The sequence below is a fragment of the Marinospirillum perlucidum genome, assembly GCF_003336805.1.
GTDB lineage: Bacteria > Pseudomonadota > Gammaproteobacteria > Pseudomonadales > Halomonadaceae > Marinospirillum > Marinospirillum perlucidum.
Genome location: NZ_QFWJ01000008.1, coordinates 111,870 through 131,367, shown reverse-complemented (window position 1 = coordinate 131,367; position 19,498 = coordinate 111,870). Strand labels below are relative to the sequence as shown.

At 53.1% G+C, this 19,498-nt stretch carries 21 protein-coding genes; 8 read left to right on the top strand and 13 right to left on the bottom strand.

Annotated elements, in window-relative coordinates; translation table 11 throughout:
* Positions 1–2 precede the first annotated feature (2 nt).
* The 4 genes from cobT to DFK18_RS11040 all read left to right on the top strand — a co-directional run bounded on the left by cobT (position 3) and on the right by DFK18_RS11040 (position 2,938).
* A complete protein-coding gene (gene cobT, locus DFK18_RS11055; RefSeq protein ID WP_114418316.1) occupies positions 3–1,049 on the top strand; it encodes a nicotinate-nucleotide--dimethylbenzimidazole phosphoribosyltransferase in 1,047 nt (348 codons plus the stop codon).
* A gap of 8 nt (positions 1,050–1,057) precedes the next feature.
* Positions 1,058–1,846 carry an adenosylcobinamide-GDP ribazoletransferase gene (gene cobS, locus DFK18_RS11050; RefSeq protein ID WP_114418334.1) on the top strand — a complete coding sequence of 263 codons (789 nt, stop codon included), beginning with the start codon at positions 1,058–1,060 and terminating at the stop codon, positions 1,844–1,846.
* Entirely contained in the window at positions 1,843–2,397 is a 555-nt protein-coding gene (locus DFK18_RS11045; RefSeq protein ID WP_114418315.1) for a histidine phosphatase family protein, read from the top strand. The genes cobS and DFK18_RS11045 overlap by 4 nt, the downstream gene beginning before the upstream one ends.
* Positions 2,398–2,536: 139 nt before the next feature.
* Positions 2,537–2,938 carry a response regulator gene (locus DFK18_RS11040; RefSeq protein WP_114418314.1) on the top strand — a complete coding sequence of 134 codons (402 nt, stop codon included), beginning with the start codon at positions 2,537–2,539 and terminating at the stop codon, positions 2,936–2,938.
* Here the strand turns inward: DFK18_RS11040 and DFK18_RS11035 are convergent.
* Positions 2,925–3,542 (bottom strand): class I SAM-dependent DNA methyltransferase, encoded by a 618-nt coding sequence (locus tag DFK18_RS11035; protein WP_114418313.1) that lies wholly within the window; start codon positions 3,540–3,542, stop codon positions 2,925–2,927. The two genes, DFK18_RS11040 and DFK18_RS11035, sit on opposite strands and share 14 nt — an antisense overlap.
* Before the next feature lie 83 nt (positions 3,543–3,625).
* Complete coding sequence (gene uvrB / locus DFK18_RS11030; protein ID WP_114418312.1) at positions 3,626–5,644, bottom strand: excinuclease ABC subunit UvrB; 2,019 nt, start codon at positions 5,642–5,644, stop codon at positions 3,626–3,628.
* A gap of 250 nt (positions 5,645–5,894) precedes the next feature.
* Here uvrB and DFK18_RS11025 point away from each other — a divergent pair, with 250 nt between their 5' ends.
* The 4 genes from DFK18_RS11025 (at position 5,895) to DFK18_RS11010 (ending at position 11,449) form a co-directional block, all read left to right on the top strand.
* The gene (locus DFK18_RS11025) at positions 5,895–7,814 is read left to right on the top strand and encodes a hypothetical protein (RefSeq protein WP_114418311.1); all 1,920 of its coding nucleotides are present in this window, start codon (positions 5,895–5,897) and stop codon (positions 7,812–7,814) included.
* A gap of 23 nt (positions 7,815–7,837) precedes the next feature.
* Entirely contained in the window at positions 7,838–9,046 is a 1,209-nt protein-coding gene (locus DFK18_RS11020; RefSeq protein ID WP_114418310.1) for a DUF6175 family protein, read from the top strand.
* 15 nt (positions 9,047–9,061) lie between these two features.
* Positions 9,062–10,144, top strand: coding sequence for a carboxypeptidase-like regulatory domain-containing protein (locus tag DFK18_RS11015; protein WP_114418309.1), 1,083 nt, complete (start codon positions 9,062–9,064; stop codon positions 10,142–10,144).
* A gap of 156 nt (positions 10,145–10,300) precedes the next feature.
* On the top strand, positions 10,301–11,449 hold the full coding sequence (locus DFK18_RS11010) for an HD-GYP domain-containing protein (protein WP_114418308.1): 1,149 nt from the start codon (positions 10,301–10,303) through the stop codon (positions 11,447–11,449).
* An 11-nt stretch (positions 11,450–11,460) separates the two neighbouring features.
* Here DFK18_RS11010 and DFK18_RS11005 read toward each other — a convergent pair whose 3' ends face one another.
* The 11 genes from DFK18_RS11005 to DFK18_RS10955 form a co-directional block, all read right to left on the bottom strand.
* Positions 11,461–12,225: a YciK family oxidoreductase gene (locus DFK18_RS11005; RefSeq protein WP_114418307.1), complete on the bottom strand. Its 765-nt coding sequence runs from the start codon at positions 12,223–12,225 to the stop codon at positions 11,461–11,463.
* A gap of 25 nt (positions 12,226–12,250) precedes the next feature.
* Positions 12,251–13,012: a tol-pal system protein YbgF gene (gene ybgF, locus DFK18_RS11000; protein WP_114418306.1), complete on the bottom strand. Its 762-nt coding sequence runs from the start codon at positions 13,010–13,012 to the stop codon at positions 12,251–12,253.
* Between the two features lie 17 nt (positions 13,013–13,029).
* Positions 13,030–13,581 (bottom strand): peptidoglycan-associated lipoprotein Pal, encoded by a 552-nt coding sequence (gene pal / locus DFK18_RS10995; RefSeq protein WP_114418305.1) that lies wholly within the window; start codon positions 13,579–13,581, stop codon positions 13,030–13,032.
* Positions 13,582–13,672: 91 nt separating this feature from the next.
* Positions 13,673–14,992: a Tol-Pal system beta propeller repeat protein TolB gene (tolB, locus tag DFK18_RS10990; protein ID WP_245944368.1), complete on the bottom strand. Its 1,320-nt coding sequence runs from the start codon at positions 14,990–14,992 to the stop codon at positions 13,673–13,675.
* Entirely contained in the window at positions 14,989–15,897 is a 909-nt protein-coding gene (gene tolA / locus DFK18_RS10985; RefSeq protein WP_245944367.1) for a cell envelope integrity protein TolA, read from the bottom strand. Before tolA ends, tolB begins: the two co-directional genes overlap by 4 nt.
* Positions 15,898–15,905: 8 nt before the next feature.
* Positions 15,906–16,349, bottom strand: coding sequence for a protein TolR (tolR, locus tag DFK18_RS10980; protein WP_114418304.1), 444 nt, complete (start codon positions 16,347–16,349; stop codon positions 15,906–15,908).
* Between the two features lie 10 nt (positions 16,350–16,359).
* Positions 16,360–17,034: a protein TolQ gene (gene tolQ / locus DFK18_RS10975; protein WP_342769762.1), complete on the bottom strand. Its 675-nt coding sequence runs from the start codon at positions 17,032–17,034 to the stop codon at positions 16,360–16,362.
* Positions 17,035–17,060: 26 nt separating this feature from the next.
* Entirely contained in the window at positions 17,061–17,474 is a 414-nt protein-coding gene (gene ybgC, locus DFK18_RS10970; RefSeq protein WP_114418303.1) for a tol-pal system-associated acyl-CoA thioesterase, read from the bottom strand.
* A gap of 10 nt (positions 17,475–17,484) precedes the next feature.
* Entirely contained in the window at positions 17,485–18,489 is a 1,005-nt protein-coding gene (gene ruvB, locus DFK18_RS10965) for a Holliday junction branch migration DNA helicase RuvB (RefSeq protein WP_114418302.1), read from the bottom strand.
* Positions 18,490–18,568: 79 nt separating this feature from the next.
* Positions 18,569–19,246 carry a haloacid dehalogenase type II gene (locus tag DFK18_RS10960; RefSeq protein WP_114418330.1) on the bottom strand — a complete coding sequence of 226 codons (678 nt, stop codon included), beginning with the start codon at positions 19,244–19,246 and terminating at the stop codon, positions 18,569–18,571.
* 11 nt (positions 19,247–19,257) lie between these two features.
* Positions 19,258–19,485, bottom strand: a complete 228-nt coding sequence (locus tag DFK18_RS10955; protein ID WP_114418301.1) for a putative signal transducing protein — start codon at positions 19,483–19,485, stop codon at positions 19,258–19,260.
* Between the last annotated feature and the right edge of the window lie 13 nt (positions 19,486–19,498).

Genomic DNA, 19,498 nt, shown 5'->3' with positions numbered 1-19,498 from the left:
TCATGTTCTCTGCCCGTCACCGGCTGGATTTACCTAGCCTGCCTGATCTTGACAAGCCTCAACTACAAGCAGACCTGCAAACAAAAATCGATCAGAAAACCAAACCACCGGGCTCGCTGGGACAACTGGAAGAGCTGGCCATGCAACTGGGCAGGATTCAAGGCAGCCTTAGCCCGAGCATTGAAGCCCCCCAAATTCGGGTGTTTGCAGCCGATCACGGCCTGGCAGCAGAAGGCGTCTCCGCTTTCCCTCAAGAAGTCACCCGCCAGATGGTGAATAATTTCCTGGCCGGTGGCGCAGCGATTAATGTCTTTGCCCGGCAACAGGGGGTTGCGCTCAAGGTGGTGGATGCCGGTGTCGATGCTGATTTTGAACCCCATCCGGATCTCTTGTCGCTAAAAGTCATGCGGGGAACCCGCAACTGCCTGAAAACTGCGGCCATGAATGCCGAGGAGTGTCTCCAGGCCTTGGTTTGTGGCATGGCCCTGGTCCGAGAAGCACCCGGCAACCTGCTCATTGTCGGAGAAATGGGGATCGGCAACACCTCTGCCGCCAGCCTGCTGCTGAGCAAACTGACGGACCTCCCTCTGGAAGCCTGCATCGGTCCGGGAACAGGCCTGGACAGCCAGGGACTGGAGCACAAAAAAGCCTGTTTGCAAAAGGTGCTTCACAAGCATCACAAAATCACCGGCACCCTGGAAATTCTGGCTACTCTTGGTGGCGTGGAAATCGCAATGATGACTGGTGCTTTGCTACAGGCAGCCAGTGAAAGACGTATCCTGCTGATGGATGGTTTTATTGCCTCCGTTGCTCTATTGGTGGCTGAACGCCTGCAACCGGGTATTCGCCATTTTGCCATTTTCAGCCATCAATCCGCCGAACCGGGTCACCGCCACCTACTGGAATTACTGGAAGCCCGACCGCTACTGGATTTGGGATTGCGTTTGGGCGAAGGCACCGGCGCTCTCCTGGCCTTGCCCCTGTTACAGGCTGCCACGGCTTTTTTAAATGAAATGGCGAGTTTTGAATCGGCAGGGGTCAGCCAGTGACAAAACGCATGAAGTGGATCGCCCGTCTGCGTCACGAAGCCCGCCTGCTGTTAGTGGCCCTGCAGTTTCTGACCCGTTTACCCCTGCCAAAACTCAAGGCCTTCCAACCCGAATGGCTAGAACTCAGTGCCCGTTATTTTCCCTTGACCGGTTTCCTGATCGGCCTGGCCACTGCAGCAGTATTTGCAGCCCTGTCTTTTATCTTTAACCCCTGGGTGGCGGCGATAGGTAGCACCCTTTTCAGCATTCTGTTAACCGGCGCCTTCCATGAAGATGGCCTGGCTGATACCTGCGATGGTCTGGGCGGCAGCTTTACCCGCGAAGGCGCCCTGCAAATCATGAAGGATTCCCGCCTGGGCACCTATGGCACCCTGGGCCTGGTTATGGCTCTGGCCCTCAAGGTAGCACTGCTGGCCTCCTTGCCGCTGGAAACGGCTGTCGTAGCACTGCTGCTGGGGCATAGCGTTTCACGCCTGGGCAGTCTGCTACTGCTTCTGCTATTGGACTATGCCGGTGACCCTGAGCATGCCAAGGCCAAACCCCTGGCCACCCGCCTCAATCAACTACAGCTGATTTATGCTAGCGCTCTGCTTCTACCGCCTCTTTTATTGACTTTTATCCTGTTGCCCTTTCCCGGCTGGAAGCCCCTGGCTTTGTCTGGTTTACTGATGCTCCTGGCCAGCCTCTACATGGCCCGATTACTGAAGCGCAAATTGGGTGGCCATACCGGTGATGGCCTGGGAGCCACCCAGCAACTGACTGAAATCGCCTGCTACCTGGGAATTGCCGCACTATGAATTTGACCATTTGGCGCCACCCCAAACCCCGCAAATCGGAAGGCATCTGCCTGGGGCACACCGATCTGGACGTTGATCCAAGACGCAGCCGCCGTCTGGCCAGCCGCATTCAGCATTATGCCAGCCTACAAGGCTGTGCCAGACAACTTCACGTCAGCCCACTACAGCGTTCCTGGAAAGTTGGCCAACTCCTGGAAAAAAAGGGTTGGGCCCTGATTCAAGATCCCAGGCTGATTGAGTTTGATTTTGGTAACTGGGATGGCCGCCCCTGGCAGACTATACCGCCAGAGGAAATGGATGCCTGGTGCGAAAATTTTCCCGATTATGCGCCCGGTGGCGGAGAATCCTTGAGGCAACTCTTCGCACGGGTGGAAAGCTGGCTCAGTGATCATCAAGGGGAAGCCTGCCTGGCAGTCGGCCATGCTGGCTGGATTACAGCAGCACGACTTCTGGCTGCTGGTCGATCTTTGCCGCAACACCCAGACGAATGGCTCCCCAGCCTGAAATATTCGCAAAAGCTGGTATTGCCAAGCGTTGAACTAAAAAAATAAACCCACCCTGGGATTCAGCTGGGATACACTAGAAGCTCGGGCCCAAAGCGGATTATCCAGGCCACAACTAGTCATCCCGGAACTTTTGCTATAAGGTTTTTAAAGTCTTGCAAGGACACAGGAGTAATCAGGAGCCAATATGACCCAACTTGCCAAGAACTCGGTTGTCGTAGTTGATGACGAACCCATGGTTCGTGATCTGCTCAAGGAAATTCTCAAGGATATGGGTTATCAGGTCGTTGCTCAGGCCAGCAATGGTCAGCTGGCCTTCGAGAAGGTCAAGGAACACAAGCCGGAAATCGTCTGCCTGGATATCAGCATGCCCCAGGTCAATGGCCTGGATGCCCTGGCCAGCATTAAAACGGTCAGCTCGGATATCATCGTCATCATGGTGACAGCCATCAGCGATTCCAGTGAAGTTCAGCAGGCTATACGCACCGGTGCCGATGGCTACATTCTCAAGCCTTTTACCGGCTTGCAAATCCATGAAGCCATTCAGAAAGCTCGTAGCAAACGTCAGCAGGCTTCTAAAAAAGGCTAGGTTTGGTTGCTCGCAACAGAAACAGGGGGTAACTGCGACCATTCTTGTGATGCAACTGGTGGATCTCCTGAAAATTGATATCCGTAAAACCTGCCGCCAGCAGCTGCTTTTCCAAGGCTTGAGGCTCAAAGCCGAAATGCTTGACACCCTTGCCTTCATTATCTCCATGAAAACTGCCATCCTCAGCATAGAGGTCCACCAGGGCCAGGTAGCCACCCGGATTCAATTGTTCACTGAAAATTTCTAGCAACGCCTGGGTATCCGCCACATGGTGCAAGGCCATGCAACTGACCAAACCATCATAACGCTGAGGTAAACCGGCAAAGATGTCCTGCTTCAAAGGCGTTACCCCGGCCACCTGCTTTTCTTCAAGAACATCCAGCATGGCAGCCGAGGTATCCAGGGCTGTGACCTTGGCCCCTTTTTGCGCCAGAGGCACTGACAGCATTCCCGTTCCCGAACCAAAATCCAGCAACTCCTGACCGGGAATCAGAGGCAAGGCCTCCAGCAACCGCGGCAGCATGGCTGCCAGCTGCCGCGAAAGAGGGCGCTCATCCCATTGCCGCGCGGCTTGATCGAAATGCGTTGAAGAAGCGAAAGTCATATAAACCTGCCAAGACGGTTAGAATTAATTTAGACAATTCTAACATAAAGATTTACTGGAAAGACAAGCACTTCCCCGGCCAGTTATACCTGAATTCGCTTATTCTGCAGTTGCTGAAGCTGATCACGAATCCTGGCTGCTTTTTCAAATTCCAGATTCTTGGCGGCAGCAAACATCTCTTCTTCAAGACCGGCCATGACCTGATCGATTTCTTCCGGTGTTTGCAAGGCCTCGGCAGCATACTCACCTGCTGGTTCAGCAGCTTTCTGACGCCGCCCCTGACCATCACGTTTACCGGGATTCTGGGCCCCTTCGAGAATATCCTCCACTGATTTGTAGATGGTTTGCGGGGTAATTCCCATCTTCTCGTTGTGTGCCAACTGTTTGGCCCGCCGCCTTTCCGTCTCATCAATGGCTCTTTGCATAGAGCCGGTCATGCGATCGGCATAAAAGATAGCCCGCCCCTGTGCATTACGAGCGGCACGACCCAGGGTCTGGATCATGGAACGCTCGGAACGCAAAAAGCCTTCTTTGTCCGCATCCAGAATGGCGACTAGTGAGACTTCCGGCATATCCAAGCCTTCACGCAAGAGGTTAATCCCGACCAGCACATCAAATTCACCCAGGCGCAGATCACGAATGATTTCCACCCGCTCGACGGTATCGATGTCCGAATGCAGGTAACGCACGCGTACACCGTGTTCACTCAGGTATTCCGTCAGATCCTCAGCCATGCGCTTGGTCAGAGTCGTGACCAAGACTCTTTCACCCCGAGCCGTGACCAGATTGATCTCACCCAGGAGGTCATCCACCTGCTGCTTGGCCGGACGCACCTCTATCTCGGGATCGACCAAACCGGTAGGCCTGACCACCTGTTCAACCACCTGACCGGCATGCTCTTCTTCATACTGGGCAGGGGTTGCCGAAACAAAGATCATCTGGGGAGCAAGAGCTTCCCATTCTTCAAATTTCAGGGGGCGGTTATCCAGTGCCGAAGGCATACGAAAACCATATTCAACCAGGGTTTCCTTGCGCGAACGATCCCCCTTGTACATGGCCCCTATCTGGGGGATGGTAACGTGGGATTCATCAATCATCAGCAGCGCGTGAGCTGGTAGATAATCAAAAAAGGTCGGCGGTGCCAGACCGGGTTCACGCCCGGAAAGATAACGGGAATAGTTTTCGATGCCCGTGCAATAGCCCAGCTCGATCATCATTTCAATATCGTAGAGCGTTCGCTGCTCCAACCTTTGCGCCTCAACCAGACGATCATGTTTACGCAGGTAATCCAGACGCTCGCGCAGCTCTTCCTTGATTTCATCCACGGCCTTCAGCAGGGTTTCCCGCGGAGTGACATAGTGACTTTTGGGGTAGATGGTGTAGCGCGGCACCTTGCGCAGAACTTCACCGGTCAGGGGGTCAAACAGGCTGATCTGCTCGATTTCATCATCAAACAGTTCGACTCTAACCGCTTCATATTCCGATTCTGCGGGAAAGATATCAATGACATCCCCACGCACCCGAAAGGTGGCCCGGCGAAAGTCCAGATCATTACGCGTGTACTGCAATTCCGCCATACGGCGCAGCAACTGTCGCTGATTCATTTTTTCGCCACGATCCAGATGCACCACCATTTTCAGGTAGGCTGAAGGATCGCCCAGACCATAGATTGAAGAAACCGTCGCCACGATGATGGCATCATCCCTTTCCAGTAGAGCCTTGGTCGCTGACAGACGCATCTGCTCAATATGTTCATTGATGGAGGCATCTTTTTCGATAAAGGTATCACTGGAAGGCACGTAGGCTTCCGGCTGGTAATAGTCGTAGTAGGAAACAAAATATTCCACAGCATTATTGGGAAAGAATTGCTTGAATTCGCCGTATAGCTGGGCCGCCAGGGTTTTATTATGCGCCAGAATCAAAGTCGGTCTTTGCACGGCTTCAATGACCTTGGCCATGGTGAAGGTTTTACCTGAACCCGTGACCCCCAAGAGAGTCTGGTGAGCCAGCCCCTGCTCCAGACCTTCGACCAGACCCGCTATTGCCTGGGGCTGGTCGCCAGCAGGCTGATAATTGGACACCACTTGAAATGTTTGCGACATGAATATATCCGGATCGGATCAATCATCCATCCACCAGCAAGAAGAAATTCATTACCAAATAACAGGAAAGAAACACTCGCTTGCTTTGGATCAGATAAATTGACGTATCTTTTTATTAAAAAAGGTAAATGATTGAAGCAACAAGCATCTATGCTAATATTCTTGCTTTGAGATGGCCAGACTCCAGCAGCATGACAGTGCTGCTGAAAAAAATGAAATGACTAACACTTGGTTATAAGGAAATTGACACATGCTTTCCGCTTTGGTTCCCAAAAACCTACTTCCCCTGCTGCCACTGACATTGCTTGCAACGACTCTGGCCCTACCAGCCACCAGCTTTGCTGAAACCCGCAGAGATCAAGTAACCGCTGATAGTAGCGTCGCTGCCAGTGAACGCCAGGTCGTGATGGGCATTTCCCGCCTGGGGTTGGAAAGAACCCGTTTTAACTTCCCGGTTTTTTATACCCCTCATGAAGGTGAAACCCGTCCTTACGGTCACTGGTCGGTAGAGATCAATCAGGATTATGCCGATGCAACCCTGGCTGAATACATCCGCTTTGTTATTCCCTCCCGCTTTGATCGCCTGGTTTTTGAAAACGATGAAGCCACTCTGACTACGGCAACCCAGGTTTTTGAAGATCTGGATATTGGCCGGCTGGTTCCTGAACTGGACTCCCGAACCCGCAGCTACCGCGAGTTTCGCAACTATTTGCTAAACCATCTGAATACCCATATTGCGCCGGTTATGCAGGATGTCATGGGCGCGGCAGCAGAAGCCCGCTATGAAGAAATGAATGCCCTGGAAAAAAACACCTTTATCACCCAGCGCGCTCGCCAAACCGGCATGCCCGCCCGGGTACTGGAAGGCCTAGTCTCCTCCAGTTATGCCATGGGCTTTTACCTGCCCCGGTTAGAAGGTCGGATGTTCATTAGTCAGCAGGAACGCCAACGCTACGATGGCAGCACCTATTATGTTTACTCCACGAGCCTACAGGCACCTCTGGAGACCCGCCTGGTTGTTTTTCACTACAATGGTGAAGAATTCACGGTCGATCTGCAGCTAAGTGCTGAAGCGGATGGCATCTTCGAAGGCATGGCCCAACAGATGTCGGGGACGGCAAGTGTTACCACGGAAAGAATGCCCCGTGAGCGAGATGCCCAGCAAATTTTTGACGAGGCCTTCCAGGACTCTTTCAAAGATTCAACCCTGGCTTTAAGCACCCAGCTGAAAGAAGACCGTCGTTTTGCGGTTAGCACGCCAGTTTTGGACCCCACTCCTGGCCGTATCATTTTAGAGGTAGGCAACCAGGAAGATATTCGGGTAGACCAGCCCTTTACCTTCCGCCGCGTGATTGACCAGCAGGAAGAGGTTGTAGGCTGGGGCCGTGTTCGCAAGCCGGGTCGCAATTGCCTGGTTCTCCCAGCGGATGAACGTACACCCAGTGAGGGTGCGCTCCTGGCCGGTGATGTTGAAGCCTATGATCTGGCCGTCGAACACCCCTGGACCGGTGTTTATGGCCGTATTGGCGCATCTCAAAGTGGTACAGAACTGACCATCAACGATGAAGCAACGGGTGCGGGTGCCACCTCCATGTTGGAACTCGGCTTTCAAGGCAACCTGGGCTATCTGTTCAATGCTTCCGGCATGTCGGAAGTTTGGATGAATCTGGACCTGGGACTGGGGGCCAACTCCTCCGGTGAAGAAACCTTCGATTATCTGGAAGGCAGTGCTGCAGCCCGTCTGCGCCTGGGCTTTGAAAAGCGTTTCCATCTGGGAGCTGGCACCTATGTTTCTGCCGGTGCCGATTTTGGCGCTGAAGCTCACAGCTTCACCAACCTGAACGACGAAGACAAGAACTTCGATTTAACCACCTACAATGTGATTCCTCGAGCTGAATTGGGCTACTACTTCACCCCCAATGTCAAAATCTACGCAGGTGCTGCCTATAACCAACCCTTTGGAACCCAGTACGATGAATATGATGATGGCAGCATCATCACTGATGAACTGGCTATGACCGGTGGCTTGAATGTACAAGCTGGCATTGCTTTTCACCTAGGCTTTGCTGGCCCCTTTGCCAGCATGATGAGCCATCCTTCACGGGAGTGTGATTATCTGCGCCAAGCTTCATTAAATACATCCTCGAACGCCCCTTCGAAAAAACGCTGATCCAGTAAAGAGAGATCGTTAACATGCGCACCCCGATTATTGTTCTTCTATTGGCCCTGTTACTGACCGCCTGTGCATCAGCACCAGAATCAACGGTCAAACCGACCGACCCGCCTCTTTCACATCAGGCAACACTGGTGGAATCCTATTCCTCCACGGAAAACCTGATCCGTGCGACCGGTCTGGGCAACAATCTGGCAGAAGCACGCGATGACGCTCGCAAGGCAGCCGTCTGGTTTGCCCTTTTTGGCGGCAGCAATGCCCTTTTGAACACTGATGGCCAGCGCCAGAGCTTTCGTAACTACGAAGGTGAGTTCTGGGCCAACGCCATGCGCTATATCAATCATGAAAGCGGCCTGCTCAGTAAACGTCAGGAAGCAGGCCAAAGCCGCATCGAACGCAGCTTTCGTGTGGATATCGCCAAACTGAAAGAAGACCTGGTTGCTCGCAACATCCTGACCTCGACTCAAGCCCTGGCAGCCGATCTGGCCAACCCCAGAATCACCGTAATTGCCGAAGATCCCCAAGGTGATGCCCGCCATGCAGCCAATGTATTTTCCGAGTATCTCCAGGATCGCAACTATGAAGTCCAGGTAATGGATGCCAGCGAGAATATCAATGAAATCGTGCAACAGGCAGCCACCCTGGAAGGCAACCTGGACCCCATGTATCTGCTTGCCCTGCAAACCGGTAGCGACATCTATATCCGTGTTGATGCCGAAGTAGCCGAACGCCAGATTGCCGGGAATCGTGTTGCCCAATCAACGGTCAATGCTACCGCCTACTACACAGCTACGGCCAGCCAACTGGGTGCTGCCAATGGCTATTCCGAGGAAAGAGCGATTGCCGGGGGCGCCGCCCTGACAGCTGAAGCGGCCAATGATGCCGCCAATAAAGTGCTGGGCCAGATCAACCGGTCCTGGCAGCGAGAAGCAGCCAGAGGCAAGGCTTTCAAGGTGGTGGTCAGTGCCGGACCCAGTGTCGGTGATGTCAGCCGCAATGTACACCAGATGTTTAATCAGGTTTGCAACCGGGTTAGACGCAATGCAGCAGGAACCACAAGTTTTGACTATACCGTCAACTGTGAAGGTCAGGCTGATGCTTTCGAACTGCTAATGGATCTGCAGGACAACTATCAGGGTCCGGGCCGTGTCTTTCGGGTGATGGATTCCGGTGCCTTCCTGGTTCTGAGAATCGGTGAATCCGAATCCAACAGCATTATTATTGAATAATACAGGAGACTGCTGATGCGCCCTCTTATTTTCGGCCTTCTCATCTTGCTTACGCTCGCCGTCTCCTTTCAGGCTGTTGCGTCAAACCGGCTTTTTGCTGACGGTTATGGCAATACACCTGAAGAAGCGCGCGAAAAAGCACTCCAAGAGCTTTCCCAAACGATTCTGGCGGCCGTGGAATCGGATACGGAAAGTGTCACCCGCCTGGAGGGTGATAACTACTCCAACAGCCTCAATAATCGCATCCGAATTCAATCCAACTCCTACTTTCAGGGCGTCAGCTACTCCGAACCCCGCCAGGTAGAAGACGGTTACCGGGTTCAGGCCTCCCTGGATCGTGAAGCCCTGCTCGACACCAGTCGTCAACTTCAACGCGATCTGGACCAGAATCTGGACATCCTCAGCCGAGCCCAAATCCAGGAAATTCAGGATAAAGCCAGTTTTCTTATGGCTTTCAGCAATTACCTGCCCAGTGACGCTCGTCCCGGGCCCGAACAGGTAGCGAGCCTGGCCGAATCCAAGCGTGAAGAAGCAAGCAAATACCTGAACTTTGCCAGGATTTCCTTTCTACCAGAACCCATCGATGCCAGCATTGAAATCAACAATGAAAACCTGGCAGCGGATGAGCAACTGTTATTGCCACCTGGACGCTACAGCTACCGCATAGCTGCTGAGGGCTACCATCCTGAAGAAGCACGTATCTATCTGGCCGCAGGTGAAAGGCGTCGCCTGGAAGTAACCCTAGCTCCCCGGCGCGAAGGCAGTGTTGCCCTGCGTCTGGAAAACTCCAGTGACGAGCGGCTTATTACCCGGGCAAGACGCGTATTCAACCGCTACAGTATCCAGTATGCAGCCACCTCTCCTCAGGTGATCAGCCTGGATGTCAGCCAGGAATTTGTTACCGAGGTGGCGGGCATGAAAATTTATAATTTGCGTATCACTGCCGAGGCCAGCAAGGGTGGCCAGGTATTGGTTGTCAAACGCGGCTCCCAGCGTAACGTAGCAGAAAGCCAAGTGGATTCACGCCTGCTGGCTATTACCGAAGCTCTGGTCGAAGCCCTGCTGAAATCAGTTGAAATTGCAGGCTTCTGGGAATAAATCTTCAAGCAGCCGCCTTGCTGGCGGCTGCACGACTCGAGACTGGCCTCCAATTGGCTTCAAAGGGATCATCTTCATAAGATAACTATGAAGTATTGTAATTTCTGGTAAAATACAAGTTACATTCATCTTAAGAAGCAGAACACGGACATCCGGATGTCAACTCAGCCCAAATACCTCAAGCTGGCCGTGGATCAACTCGAACCCGGCATGCTCATTTGTAGACTGGACATTGACGTTCAGGACACCCCTTTTGAAACGCGGGAACTGACTTTCAAGTCCATGCAGGATTTTGTAAAGCAGTTCCCGGATGTCAGGCATGTTTATGTCGACCTGAATCGAACCCAGACACCGGAAAGCTCTTTTGATTCCAGCCGCAAGCTTTATCTGAACCTGCGCCAGCAAATTGACCGGGTGATGGCTGACGTTCGTCTGGGGAAGGCATTGCAACAAAAACGGATGCGTCCGGTTCTGGAGCAGCTCATGGAAGCTGTTCTGCACGACAGCAAGAGCATGGCTTACCTAGCGATGCTCAGGGATCATCAGGACGAACTGGTGGCCAAGTCCGTTAATGTGGCCGTTCTCAGCTTGGTTTTTGCCAAGCATATCAGCCTGCGCCAGGACGACCTCATTCCTCTGGGAATGGGGGCTCTTCTCCACTGCATCGGCCTGTTACAGGTACCGGCCAGCATCCTGACAAAGACCGATCCACTGACCGCTGAAGAAAAAGAGTTAATCCGACATTACCCGCGCCGAGGCTATGAATATTTGCAAGCCCAGGAAGGCGGTTTTGATGAACAAACACTGGATATAGTCCTTCACCACCAGGAAAGAACCAATGGAGAGGGCTATCCTGATCGCCTAAAAGGGCGACAGATTAGCTTTCTGGCGCGCCTAGTGGCGATTACTTCGGTTTATGAGGCCCTAACCCGCAATCGCAGCTATCGGCAGGCCCTATCGCCTTCAAGGGCGCTAGGGCAGCTGTATCGCTGGCGTTTTCACGATTTTGATAATCGCCTGGTGGAAAAATTCATTCATAGCCTGGGGGTCTATCCGCCCGGCTGTCTGGTAGAGCTGACTAATGGCAGCATTGCCGTGGTACACGCAACTCATCCTGACCAAAGACTCAATCCGGAAGTTCGCTTATTGACTTCCCCGAAGTTAAAACCCTTGCAGGATCAACAGATGCTGGATCTAGCCCAGGAAAGCAAGCTGGACATTCGTAAGGCGCTGGACCCCAAGGAACCCAAGCTGGAGGATCTACTCAAGGAGATCATGCGAATTCACCCGGACTTCCCTGTCTAGGTTGGCTGAACTCAGGCTTTTTTGGGAGCCTGAGCATCAAACTGCTGACCCGTCACTCCTTTACTATCCGGTCCCATCAGATAGAAATAGGCGGGAAGAATAGCCTCGGGAGCAGGCAGACTTTCAGGATTCTCGGCAGGATAAGCCTTAGCACGCATCTGGGTACGGGTTGCTCCAGGATTAAGCGTATTGACCCGAATATTACTGATATTCTGCAATTCATCGGCCATGACCTGGGAAAGGCCTTCCAGAGCAAACTTGGAACAGGCATAAGCACCCCAGAAGGCTCTACCCTTGCGTCCTACAGAGGAGGACGTCAAGATGACGGATGCATCCTCGGATTGCTGCAAAAGGGCAATCAATGCCTGCAGCATCATCGTGGGGCCATTAAAGTTAATCTGCATGACCTGTTTCCACAGCTCCGGGTTGTAACCTTGCAGTGGCGTAATCTGGCCAAGAATACCGGCATTGTGCAGAACACCGTCAAGACGTCCGAACGCCTCATAGAGACGGTCGGCCATATCCTGATAGTCTTGCCATTGAGCCCCTTCAAAATTCAATGGATAGATGGCTGGCTCTGCCTTGCCGAGGGCTTCAATCTCGTCATAGACTGCTTCCAGCTTGCTGATCGTACGCCCCAGCAGAATAACGGTCGCGCCTTTAGCCGCATAGCCCAGGGCTGCTGCGCGACCAATGCCATCACCAGCTCCCGTCACCAGAATCACCCGGTCTTTAAGCAGATCGTCTGGAGCCTGGTAAGAATAAATTGCTTGCATAGCCTCAATACTACTCATCAAAGAATTAACGGTTTAACCAACTGCGAGCCAATTCGGCAGCCGGTTCATTAGGATGTTCTTCTACAATCGATTGCATCATGCGTCGAGCTTCTTCTTCCTTGCCATAGCGAGCATTAATCAGCCCCAGCTTGTATTTGGAATCAGCCAGTTTGAAACTAGCCGGGAAACGGCGTACGACCGCCTCGAACATCTGTTCAGCTTCCTGGGTCCGATTCTGGGCCATGTGGATTTCGCCTAACCAGTAATAGCCATTACCGACCAGGCGTGAATCCGGATAATCTTTGATGAAATTCTGGAAGGCAAGAATAGCCTCATCAAAACGCCGCTCTGGAACCAGTTGGTAGGCTTGCGCATAGGCTTGCTGAGCCGTTAATTGCTGTCCCTCGGCATTGCCTTCTTCTTCCTGAGTGGAAGCTGTTTGAATGTCTTCCTGCACAGTTTCTGTGGGCAAGGCTTCCAACTCGGTTAGACGCTGGGAATGATCCTGTAGTCGCTCGTCCAGATCGATATAACGGCGCCGTTGGTTTTCCCGCATCTGGGAAAGTGCATGAGCCTGCTGTTCGACTTGATTACGTAGTGACTGAACTTCCATTTGCAACTGCTCCAGTTGCATGAAGAGCTCAGCCTGGGCCACAGCGGCCGTCCGACCTTCTGCCTGGAGAGAACTAAGGGGAAGGAATAAAAAAAGGCTGGCCAAAATAAAACGGGGGCCATAAATGGCCCCTGTTTTTACTCTGACACTTAGACTGAGAAAAAGTGCTTTCACGTCAGAGACGCCCTGTATTAGTAAACAAATTCAACACGGCGGTTTTTGGCATGTTCTTCTGCGGTATCAGCAGCACGAACGACGGGGCGTTCTTCGCCGTAGCTAACCACTTCCATCTGATCAGCGCTTACACCCTGCAGAGAAAGATAACGCTGCACGGAGTTACCACGACGCTCACCCAGAGCCATGTTGTATTCACGAGTGCCGCGCTCATCAGCGTGACCTTCCAGAACAACCTGAGCATCAGGGTTGGCTTGCAGGTAAGCAGCATGACCGTTCAGGACATCATAGAATTCGCTGCGGATGTTGGACTTATCGAAATCGAAGTAGATGGTCATCACTTCAGGACGCATTGCATCCATAGCGTCTTCGCCCATGGCTTCAGCATTGGCACCACTTTCTTCACCTGCTGCAGAGGTTTCAGCACCGTCGGAGGTTTGCACTTCTTCGGCAGTGACTTCGTCTTCGGTTTCGTCGGCAGGTTGTGTACCACCACTGCCGCCACAACCGGCAACCAGTGCCAAAACGGCAGCCAAAGCAAAGGGTTTGCTGTACTTCATCAGATCCATATTCTTCTCCCAATTTTAAGAAGATTGTAGTTTTTTCACCCGTGAGTCTAGCCCATCCGGGACGAAACTTTAACCGGTAAATAAAATCCAGTTAATTCAAGAACGGGGACCAGGCGGGTTCCCTGACGTCACTCCTTTCTGCTGGCAGTTCATACTTGATTCTGCCATCAGTTGAAACAACCCCGAGCACTCCCTGATCACCCCGCATTAGTGCATAGATGACCATACTGCCGTTGGGCGCCACACTGGGCGACTCGTCCAGGGGCGAAGTCGTCAGAGTGCGCAAGCGGCCTGTTTCCATATTAAGCGCAGCAATGCTAAAGAGTCCACCTCCACTTTCCCTGTGAACCATAAAAACCTCATTCCCATCAGGTGAATACCTTGCTCTTGCATTGTAGTTGCCTTCAAAACTCAAGCGACCGATATTACCCGACTCCAAATTTACTTGATAGATTTGGGGCCCGCCACTTCTACTTGAAGTAAATATAAGTTTTTTTCCATCCGGCGACCAGGAGGGTTCAGTGTCAATTGAGTAATGGTGAGTCACCCGAATTAATCGTCTTTCTTCCAGACGGTAAATATAGATTTCCGGGTTACCGTCACGTGACAAAGTCAAAGCCAACTGCTTGCCATCAGGTGACCAGGCAGGTGCTCCGTTCAACCCTCGGTAATTGGTCAGTTGGTATCGCGAGCCGGTCGCCACTTCCTGGATATAGATGGCCGGGCGACCTCGCTCAAAGGAGACGTAAGCCAGCTTGGTGCCATCTGGCGACCAGTCGGGTGAGAGAATAGGTTCCCGGGATGTCAGTACGGTACGAGAGCGTTGCCCGTCAGCATCGGCAACATGCAAGCGATACTGGTAGCTCCCCTCACCTTCACGGGGTTCTGCAGTTACGTACGCCAGCCGGGTGGAGAAAATCCCTCTTTGTCCGGTTAATTCCTGGTAAACCCGGTCACTGATAAAATGAGCACGGGAACGTAGCTCGCGGCTGCTGGAAGTCACCCTTTCGCCCAGCAATCTCTCTTCGGCCAACACATCGAAGAGTTCATAGTTGATGACCAGATCTTCACCGTTATCCGCTCGGTCAATCGACCCTACCAGCAAATAATCAGCCTGCAGTAGCCGCCAATCCCGATAGATGACATCAGCACTACTGGAAGGCAGACTCACCAGATTTTCTCGGGGAATCGCTTCAAAAAGCCCTGTGCGTTGCAAATTATCAGAAACAATCCGAGCGACATCTTCAGGCAACGCCCCTTCTCCCTTCCAGGAAAAAGGCACTATCGCCACAGGAGTGGTCTGATCACTCCCTTGGGTAATACGTATTGTCAGATTGGCCTGGACTTTAAAGCTCAACATCAGCGCCATGAGTAAAAACAGGAGGGTTAGCTTTAAAGTTTTGGAAATCACTGCATCAGGTCCTCTGGTGTAAAAATCAGGTCTAACTCTCGGAACATATTTCTTTGCCGAGGTTCCAGTTGCAACAGGGGAAAGGGCACAGCTCTTTCGATCGCCTGGATGGCTGAACGATCAAAAGCATCATTACCACTGGATTCCAGCAGTGTAATCCCGTCCGGGGCCAGTTCGCCAGTACCCAGCAATCGAACCTGGATCACCGTCCTTAGATCACTGGTTACGCCGGGCGGACGAGTCCACTGTTCAGAAACACGGTTAAAGATAATGCCTTCCATTCGAGCTCTGGCCTGGGCGTCGGCTGCAGCCTGCTCAGCCAGGGCCGCCTCACGTTGGCGCTGGGATTCGGCCCGGATTCGAGCTTCCTCTTCACGTTGACGGCGGGCCTCTGCGGCACGTTCAGCCTCCACCTGCTGACGGATACGCTCTTCCAGTTGTCTCTGTCGTTCGGCCTCTGTACGCAACCGCTCCGCTTCCTCGCGCTCACGCTGTATTTGCAGCTGCCTTTGCTGTTCAGCTTCCTGCTGGGCCTGTAATTCGGCTTCACGTTGCTCCTGGAGGCGACGTTGACGCTCCGCTTCGGCCTGACGTTCCTGCTCGGCTTGACGGCGGGCCGCTTCCTCCTGCTGACGTCGAGCTTCCTCTTCGGCACGCTGCCGGGCTTCTTCGGCTTCTCGCTGCCTGCGTCTTGCTTCTGCCTGACGTCGTCTTTCCTGCTCTGCTGCCTCCTGCTGACGAGCTTGGGCCGGGTCCTCGGAAATAATGGTGGCTCGAATAATTTCCTGGCTGGGTACTTCCGGCGGCTCGTACATCTGCAAACCCTGCCAGAAAAGCAGGCCAAGGGCCACCAGATGCACCAAGAGTGCAAGAATCAGCGATAAGGACAGATTAGCTGGTCTCACCCCGGCTCCTAGCGATCTTCAGGTGGCTGGGAAATCAGCCCGACCTGGGTGACACCTGCTGCCTGCAACTGGCTCATCAGGATCACCACCTCACCATAGGCCACCCGACGATCACCACGTAATAACACGGGCAGCTCAGGATTCTGGCGCTTGATGCGAGCGACCTGCTCAATCACCGCTTCCAGGCTCAGAGGCTCATCCGAATTTGCCCCCATTTCCAGATAGTAGCGCCCCTGAACATCCAGAGAAACGACCAGAGGTTCACGATCCTCTTCGGTCTGGATAGGCTCAGAAGTCACCTGGGGCAACTCCACATCCACCCCCTGGGTAAGGATCGGAGCTGTCACCATGAAGATCACCAAGAGCACCAGCATGACATCAATGTAGGGCAGTACATTGACCTCGGAGATCGGCGGCTTGGGCGGCCTGCGGCGGAGTCTTTGCGTTCGCATTTCGGCTCCCCTAGTCAGCTTTCTTGGCGATCAAGCTACGGTGCAGAATACCGGAAAACTCATCGGCAAAGTTTTCATAGTGATTTAACAGGCTTTCACTGGTCGACATATAGCGGTTATAGGCGATCACCGACGGAATGGCGACAAAAAGCCCCATGGCTGTGGTCATCAAGGCCTCGGCCATGCCGGGTGCTACCACAGCGAAGGTGGCTTGCTGGACGCCAGCCAGACTCTTGAAAGCTTCCATAATGCCCCAGACCGTACCAAAAAGGCCGATATGCGGACTGACTGAACCGATTGTCGCCAACAAGGGCAGACCCGAGTGAAGGCGATCCTGCTCTTCGGCCAGGGCTATACGCATGGAACGCTCTACACCTTCCAGAATGGGTTCGGGATCTGTGGTTTTCTGGCGAACCCGATTGAAGGTTTTAAATCCGGAATAGATCACTCTTTCGGCCCCCTGAACCTCATAGGGATCAGTATTGCGAAAGAGTTCATTCAATTCGATGCCGGACCAGAAACGTTCGCGAAACTCGTCATGGGCCTCCTTGGCGACACGAAAAATCTGCCAGCGCTGAAAGATGGATACCCAGGAAATAATGGAGCCGATTAACAAGGCCATCATCAGAAACTGGATAAACAGACTGGCCTCAAACACCATTTTCCAGAAAGTCAGCTCTTGCAACTTGGACTCCTTAATACAAGAAACAATTAAAGGGATACAGCAGCCGACCCACGCAAAGCTGCCAGCAAATCCTGGGGCAAGCGAACGGGTTTCAGCGATTCACGATCAACGCAGGCGACTTCGACCCTGGCCTGACACAGCAGTTCCTGACCACGGCAAACCGACTGCGAAAAAACCAGGCGCGCACCTCGTGCACTCGCCATTTCCGTCTTCACCTGCAGATAGTCATCCAGCCTCGCTGGCTGACGATATTCGGTATCCGCCCGACGAACCACAAACAACCAGGGCAAATCGGCCTGCTCCCACCCTAGGGTTCGCAACCATTCCGTGCGGGCTCTTTCCATAAATTTCAGATAGTTGACATAGTAAACAATACCACCGGCATCGGTATCTTCATAGTAGACACGCAGCGGCCAGGTAAAAACGCCTTGAGAACTCATGCCTTACTCCCTAATGAGGTTGCTGCAAGCCAAAGTGCTGCCAGGCCAGATTGGTCACCTGGCGTCCCCGGGCAGTTCGCATCATGAAACCCTGCTGGATCAGGTAGGGTTCCAGAACCTCTTCAATGGTATCGCGGGATTCAGAAATGGCTGCTGCCAGACTTTCCACCCCGACAGGCCCCCCGGTAAACTTCTCCATCATGGCCAGAAGCAGACGCCTGTCCATATGATCCAGACCATGGGTATCCACATTCAGCAGATTGAGTGCAAGATCCGCCACTTCTGCACTAATCACGCCATTGGATTTCACTTCGGCAAAATCCCTCACTCGACGTAAAAGACGATTGGCGATACGCGGGGTTCCGCGGGATCGTCGGGCGATCTCCTCAGCCCCACCTGCTTCGGCCTCCAGCCCCAGCAATCCGGCCGAACGCCCTACAATGGAAGTCAAATCAGCCACCGAATAGAACTCCAGACGCTGGACGATACCAAAACGGTCACGCAAGGGGGCGGTCAGCAGGCCCGCCCGAGTAGTGGCCCCGACCAGGGTAAAAGGTGGCAAATCCAGCTTGATAGAGCGGGCTGCAGGGCCTTCTCCAATCATGATATCCAGCTGGTAGTCTTCCATGGCCGGATAGAGCACCTCCTCAACAGCTGGATTCAAACGATGGATTTCATCGATAAAAAGGACATCGCCTTCTTCCAGGTTGGTCAGCATGGCGGCCAGATCACCCGCCTTTTCCAGAACCGGGCCAGAGGTGCTCTTGATATGCACCCCCATCTCTTCGGCAATGATATTGGCCAGGGTTGTCTTGCCCAGTCCCGGCGGCCCGAAAATCAGGGTATGGTCCAGTGCCTCCTTGCGACCCCGGGCGGCACTGATAAAGATTTCCATCTGTTCGCAAACCTGGGGCTGGCCCGTGTAATCAGCCAGCCTCTTGGGGCGAATGGCATGATCCTGGTTGGTCTCCTGGGGCAGGCTTTCTGCAGCAATAAGGCGATCGCTTTCAATCACTGAAGGGGCTTCCTTGTTCGGGATTGGCGGTGAAGGCGCATTTTACCAGATATCCTCCAGCAAACGGCAACCTGTGGTTCTAGCGAGCAGCATCCAGAACCCTTTTCAATTCGCCAAGGCTAGTAACCCGTGCATCGGGTTCTATTCCCCAGGGATCGAACACTGCCTCGGAAGAACGCTGAACCCACGCGGCTTGCCAGCCAGCAGAAACAGCGCCAATCACATCAAAAGGATTACTGGAAATCAGCCAGGTTTCGTTGGCACGAGCAGAACTCGAGCGCAAGAAATGGCTGTAGACCGCCGGATTGGGTTTGAAGGATTTCAAGTCTTCAACACTCACCACACCTTCAAAAAAACCGTCTATCCCGGCATGTTGCAACAGCCCTTTAACGGCTTCAGCGCTACCATTCGAGAAAGCAAAGAGCCGAAAACCGGCTTCACTGAGCTCCTGTAAAGCAGCTTTGGCATCATCAAATGCCGGGAGTGTCCGATAGCAGGCCAACAGCTGCTGTTTTTGCTCAGCAGTCAACTGCGTTTGATAGAAGCGATCACAAAACTCCAGGGCGTCGCGTGTACATACGGAAAAATCCTGGTAATTCTGCATCAGGCCCCGGCGAAAAGAGTATTCCAGCTGTTTTTCGCGCCAGCGAGCGGAGAAGGCTGGCGCCTGATCGCCCAGCAGCTTCTGCAATTCCACCAAAACGCCCTGGGTATCGATCAGGGTGCCATAAACATCAAAAGCCAGGGTTGTTTGCATCATGGGACCTCTCAAGTTTCACTGTCCGGGTCCTTTCGGGAATATTCCTGAACCAGTTGATACGCCAGTGCATAATCCTCTTCGCTAACTCCCACCTGGGCAAACCCCAGAGGAGCCATCTCGCCAATACCGCCCTGCAGGTATTCGCCACAAACATAAGCTTGCAGCCCTCTGCTTTGCAGCATTCCGGCTACCAGATGAGCTTCCAGATAATCACTGGCCTGATAAACAATAAGCATGGCCGGAGTTTAA

What these genes read in the sequence shown, in the direction of transcription:
- DFK18_RS11005 (WP_114418307.1), bottom strand. Translation starts at nt 12,225, where the DNA reads ATGCAAGCAATTTATTCTTACCAGGCTCCAGACGATCTGCTTAAAGAC.
- DFK18_RS10955 (WP_114418301.1), bottom strand. Translation starts at nt 19,485, where the DNA reads ATGCTTATTGTTTATCAGGCCAGTGATTATCTGGAAGCTCATCTGGTA.
- DFK18_RS10960 (WP_114418330.1), bottom strand. Translation starts at nt 19,246, where the DNA reads ATGCAAACAACCCTGGCTTTTGATGTTTATGGCACCCTGATCGATACC.
- tolR (WP_114418304.1), bottom strand. Translation starts at nt 16,349, where the DNA reads ATGCGAACGCAAAGACTCCGCCGCAGGCCGCCCAAGCCGCCGATCTCC.
- DFK18_RS11045 (WP_114418315.1), top strand. Translation starts at nt 1,843, where the DNA reads ATGAATTTGACCATTTGGCGCCACCCCAAACCCCGCAAATCGGAAGGC.
- uvrB (WP_114418312.1), bottom strand. Translation starts at nt 5,644, where the DNA reads ATGTCGCAAACATTTCAAGTGGTGTCCAATTATCAGCCTGCTGGCGAC.
- DFK18_RS11040 (WP_114418314.1), top strand. Translation starts at nt 2,537, where the DNA reads ATGACCCAACTTGCCAAGAACTCGGTTGTCGTAGTTGATGACGAACCC.
- pal (WP_114418305.1), bottom strand. Translation starts at nt 13,581, where the DNA reads ATGGATCTGATGAAGTACAGCAAACCCTTTGCTTTGGCTGCCGTTTTG.
- DFK18_RS11020 (WP_114418310.1), top strand. Translation starts at nt 7,838, where the DNA reads ATGCGCACCCCGATTATTGTTCTTCTATTGGCCCTGTTACTGACCGCC.
- cobT (WP_114418316.1), top strand. Translation starts at nt 3, where the DNA reads ATGTTCTCTGCCCGTCACCGGCTGGATTTACCTAGCCTGCCTGATCTT.
- DFK18_RS11015 (WP_114418309.1), top strand. Translation starts at nt 9,062, where the DNA reads ATGCGCCCTCTTATTTTCGGCCTTCTCATCTTGCTTACGCTCGCCGTC.
- DFK18_RS11025 (WP_114418311.1), top strand. Translation starts at nt 5,895, where the DNA reads ATGCTTTCCGCTTTGGTTCCCAAAAACCTACTTCCCCTGCTGCCACTG.
- cobS (WP_114418334.1), top strand. Translation starts at nt 1,058, where the DNA reads ATGAAGTGGATCGCCCGTCTGCGTCACGAAGCCCGCCTGCTGTTAGTG.
- DFK18_RS11010 (WP_114418308.1), top strand. Translation starts at nt 10,301, where the DNA reads ATGTCAACTCAGCCCAAATACCTCAAGCTGGCCGTGGATCAACTCGAA.
- ybgC (WP_114418303.1), bottom strand. Translation starts at nt 17,474, where the DNA reads ATGAGTTCTCAAGGCGTTTTTACCTGGCCGCTGCGTGTCTACTATGAA.
- DFK18_RS11035 (WP_114418313.1), bottom strand. Translation starts at nt 3,542, where the DNA reads ATGACTTTCGCTTCTTCAACGCATTTCGATCAAGCCGCGCGGCAATGG.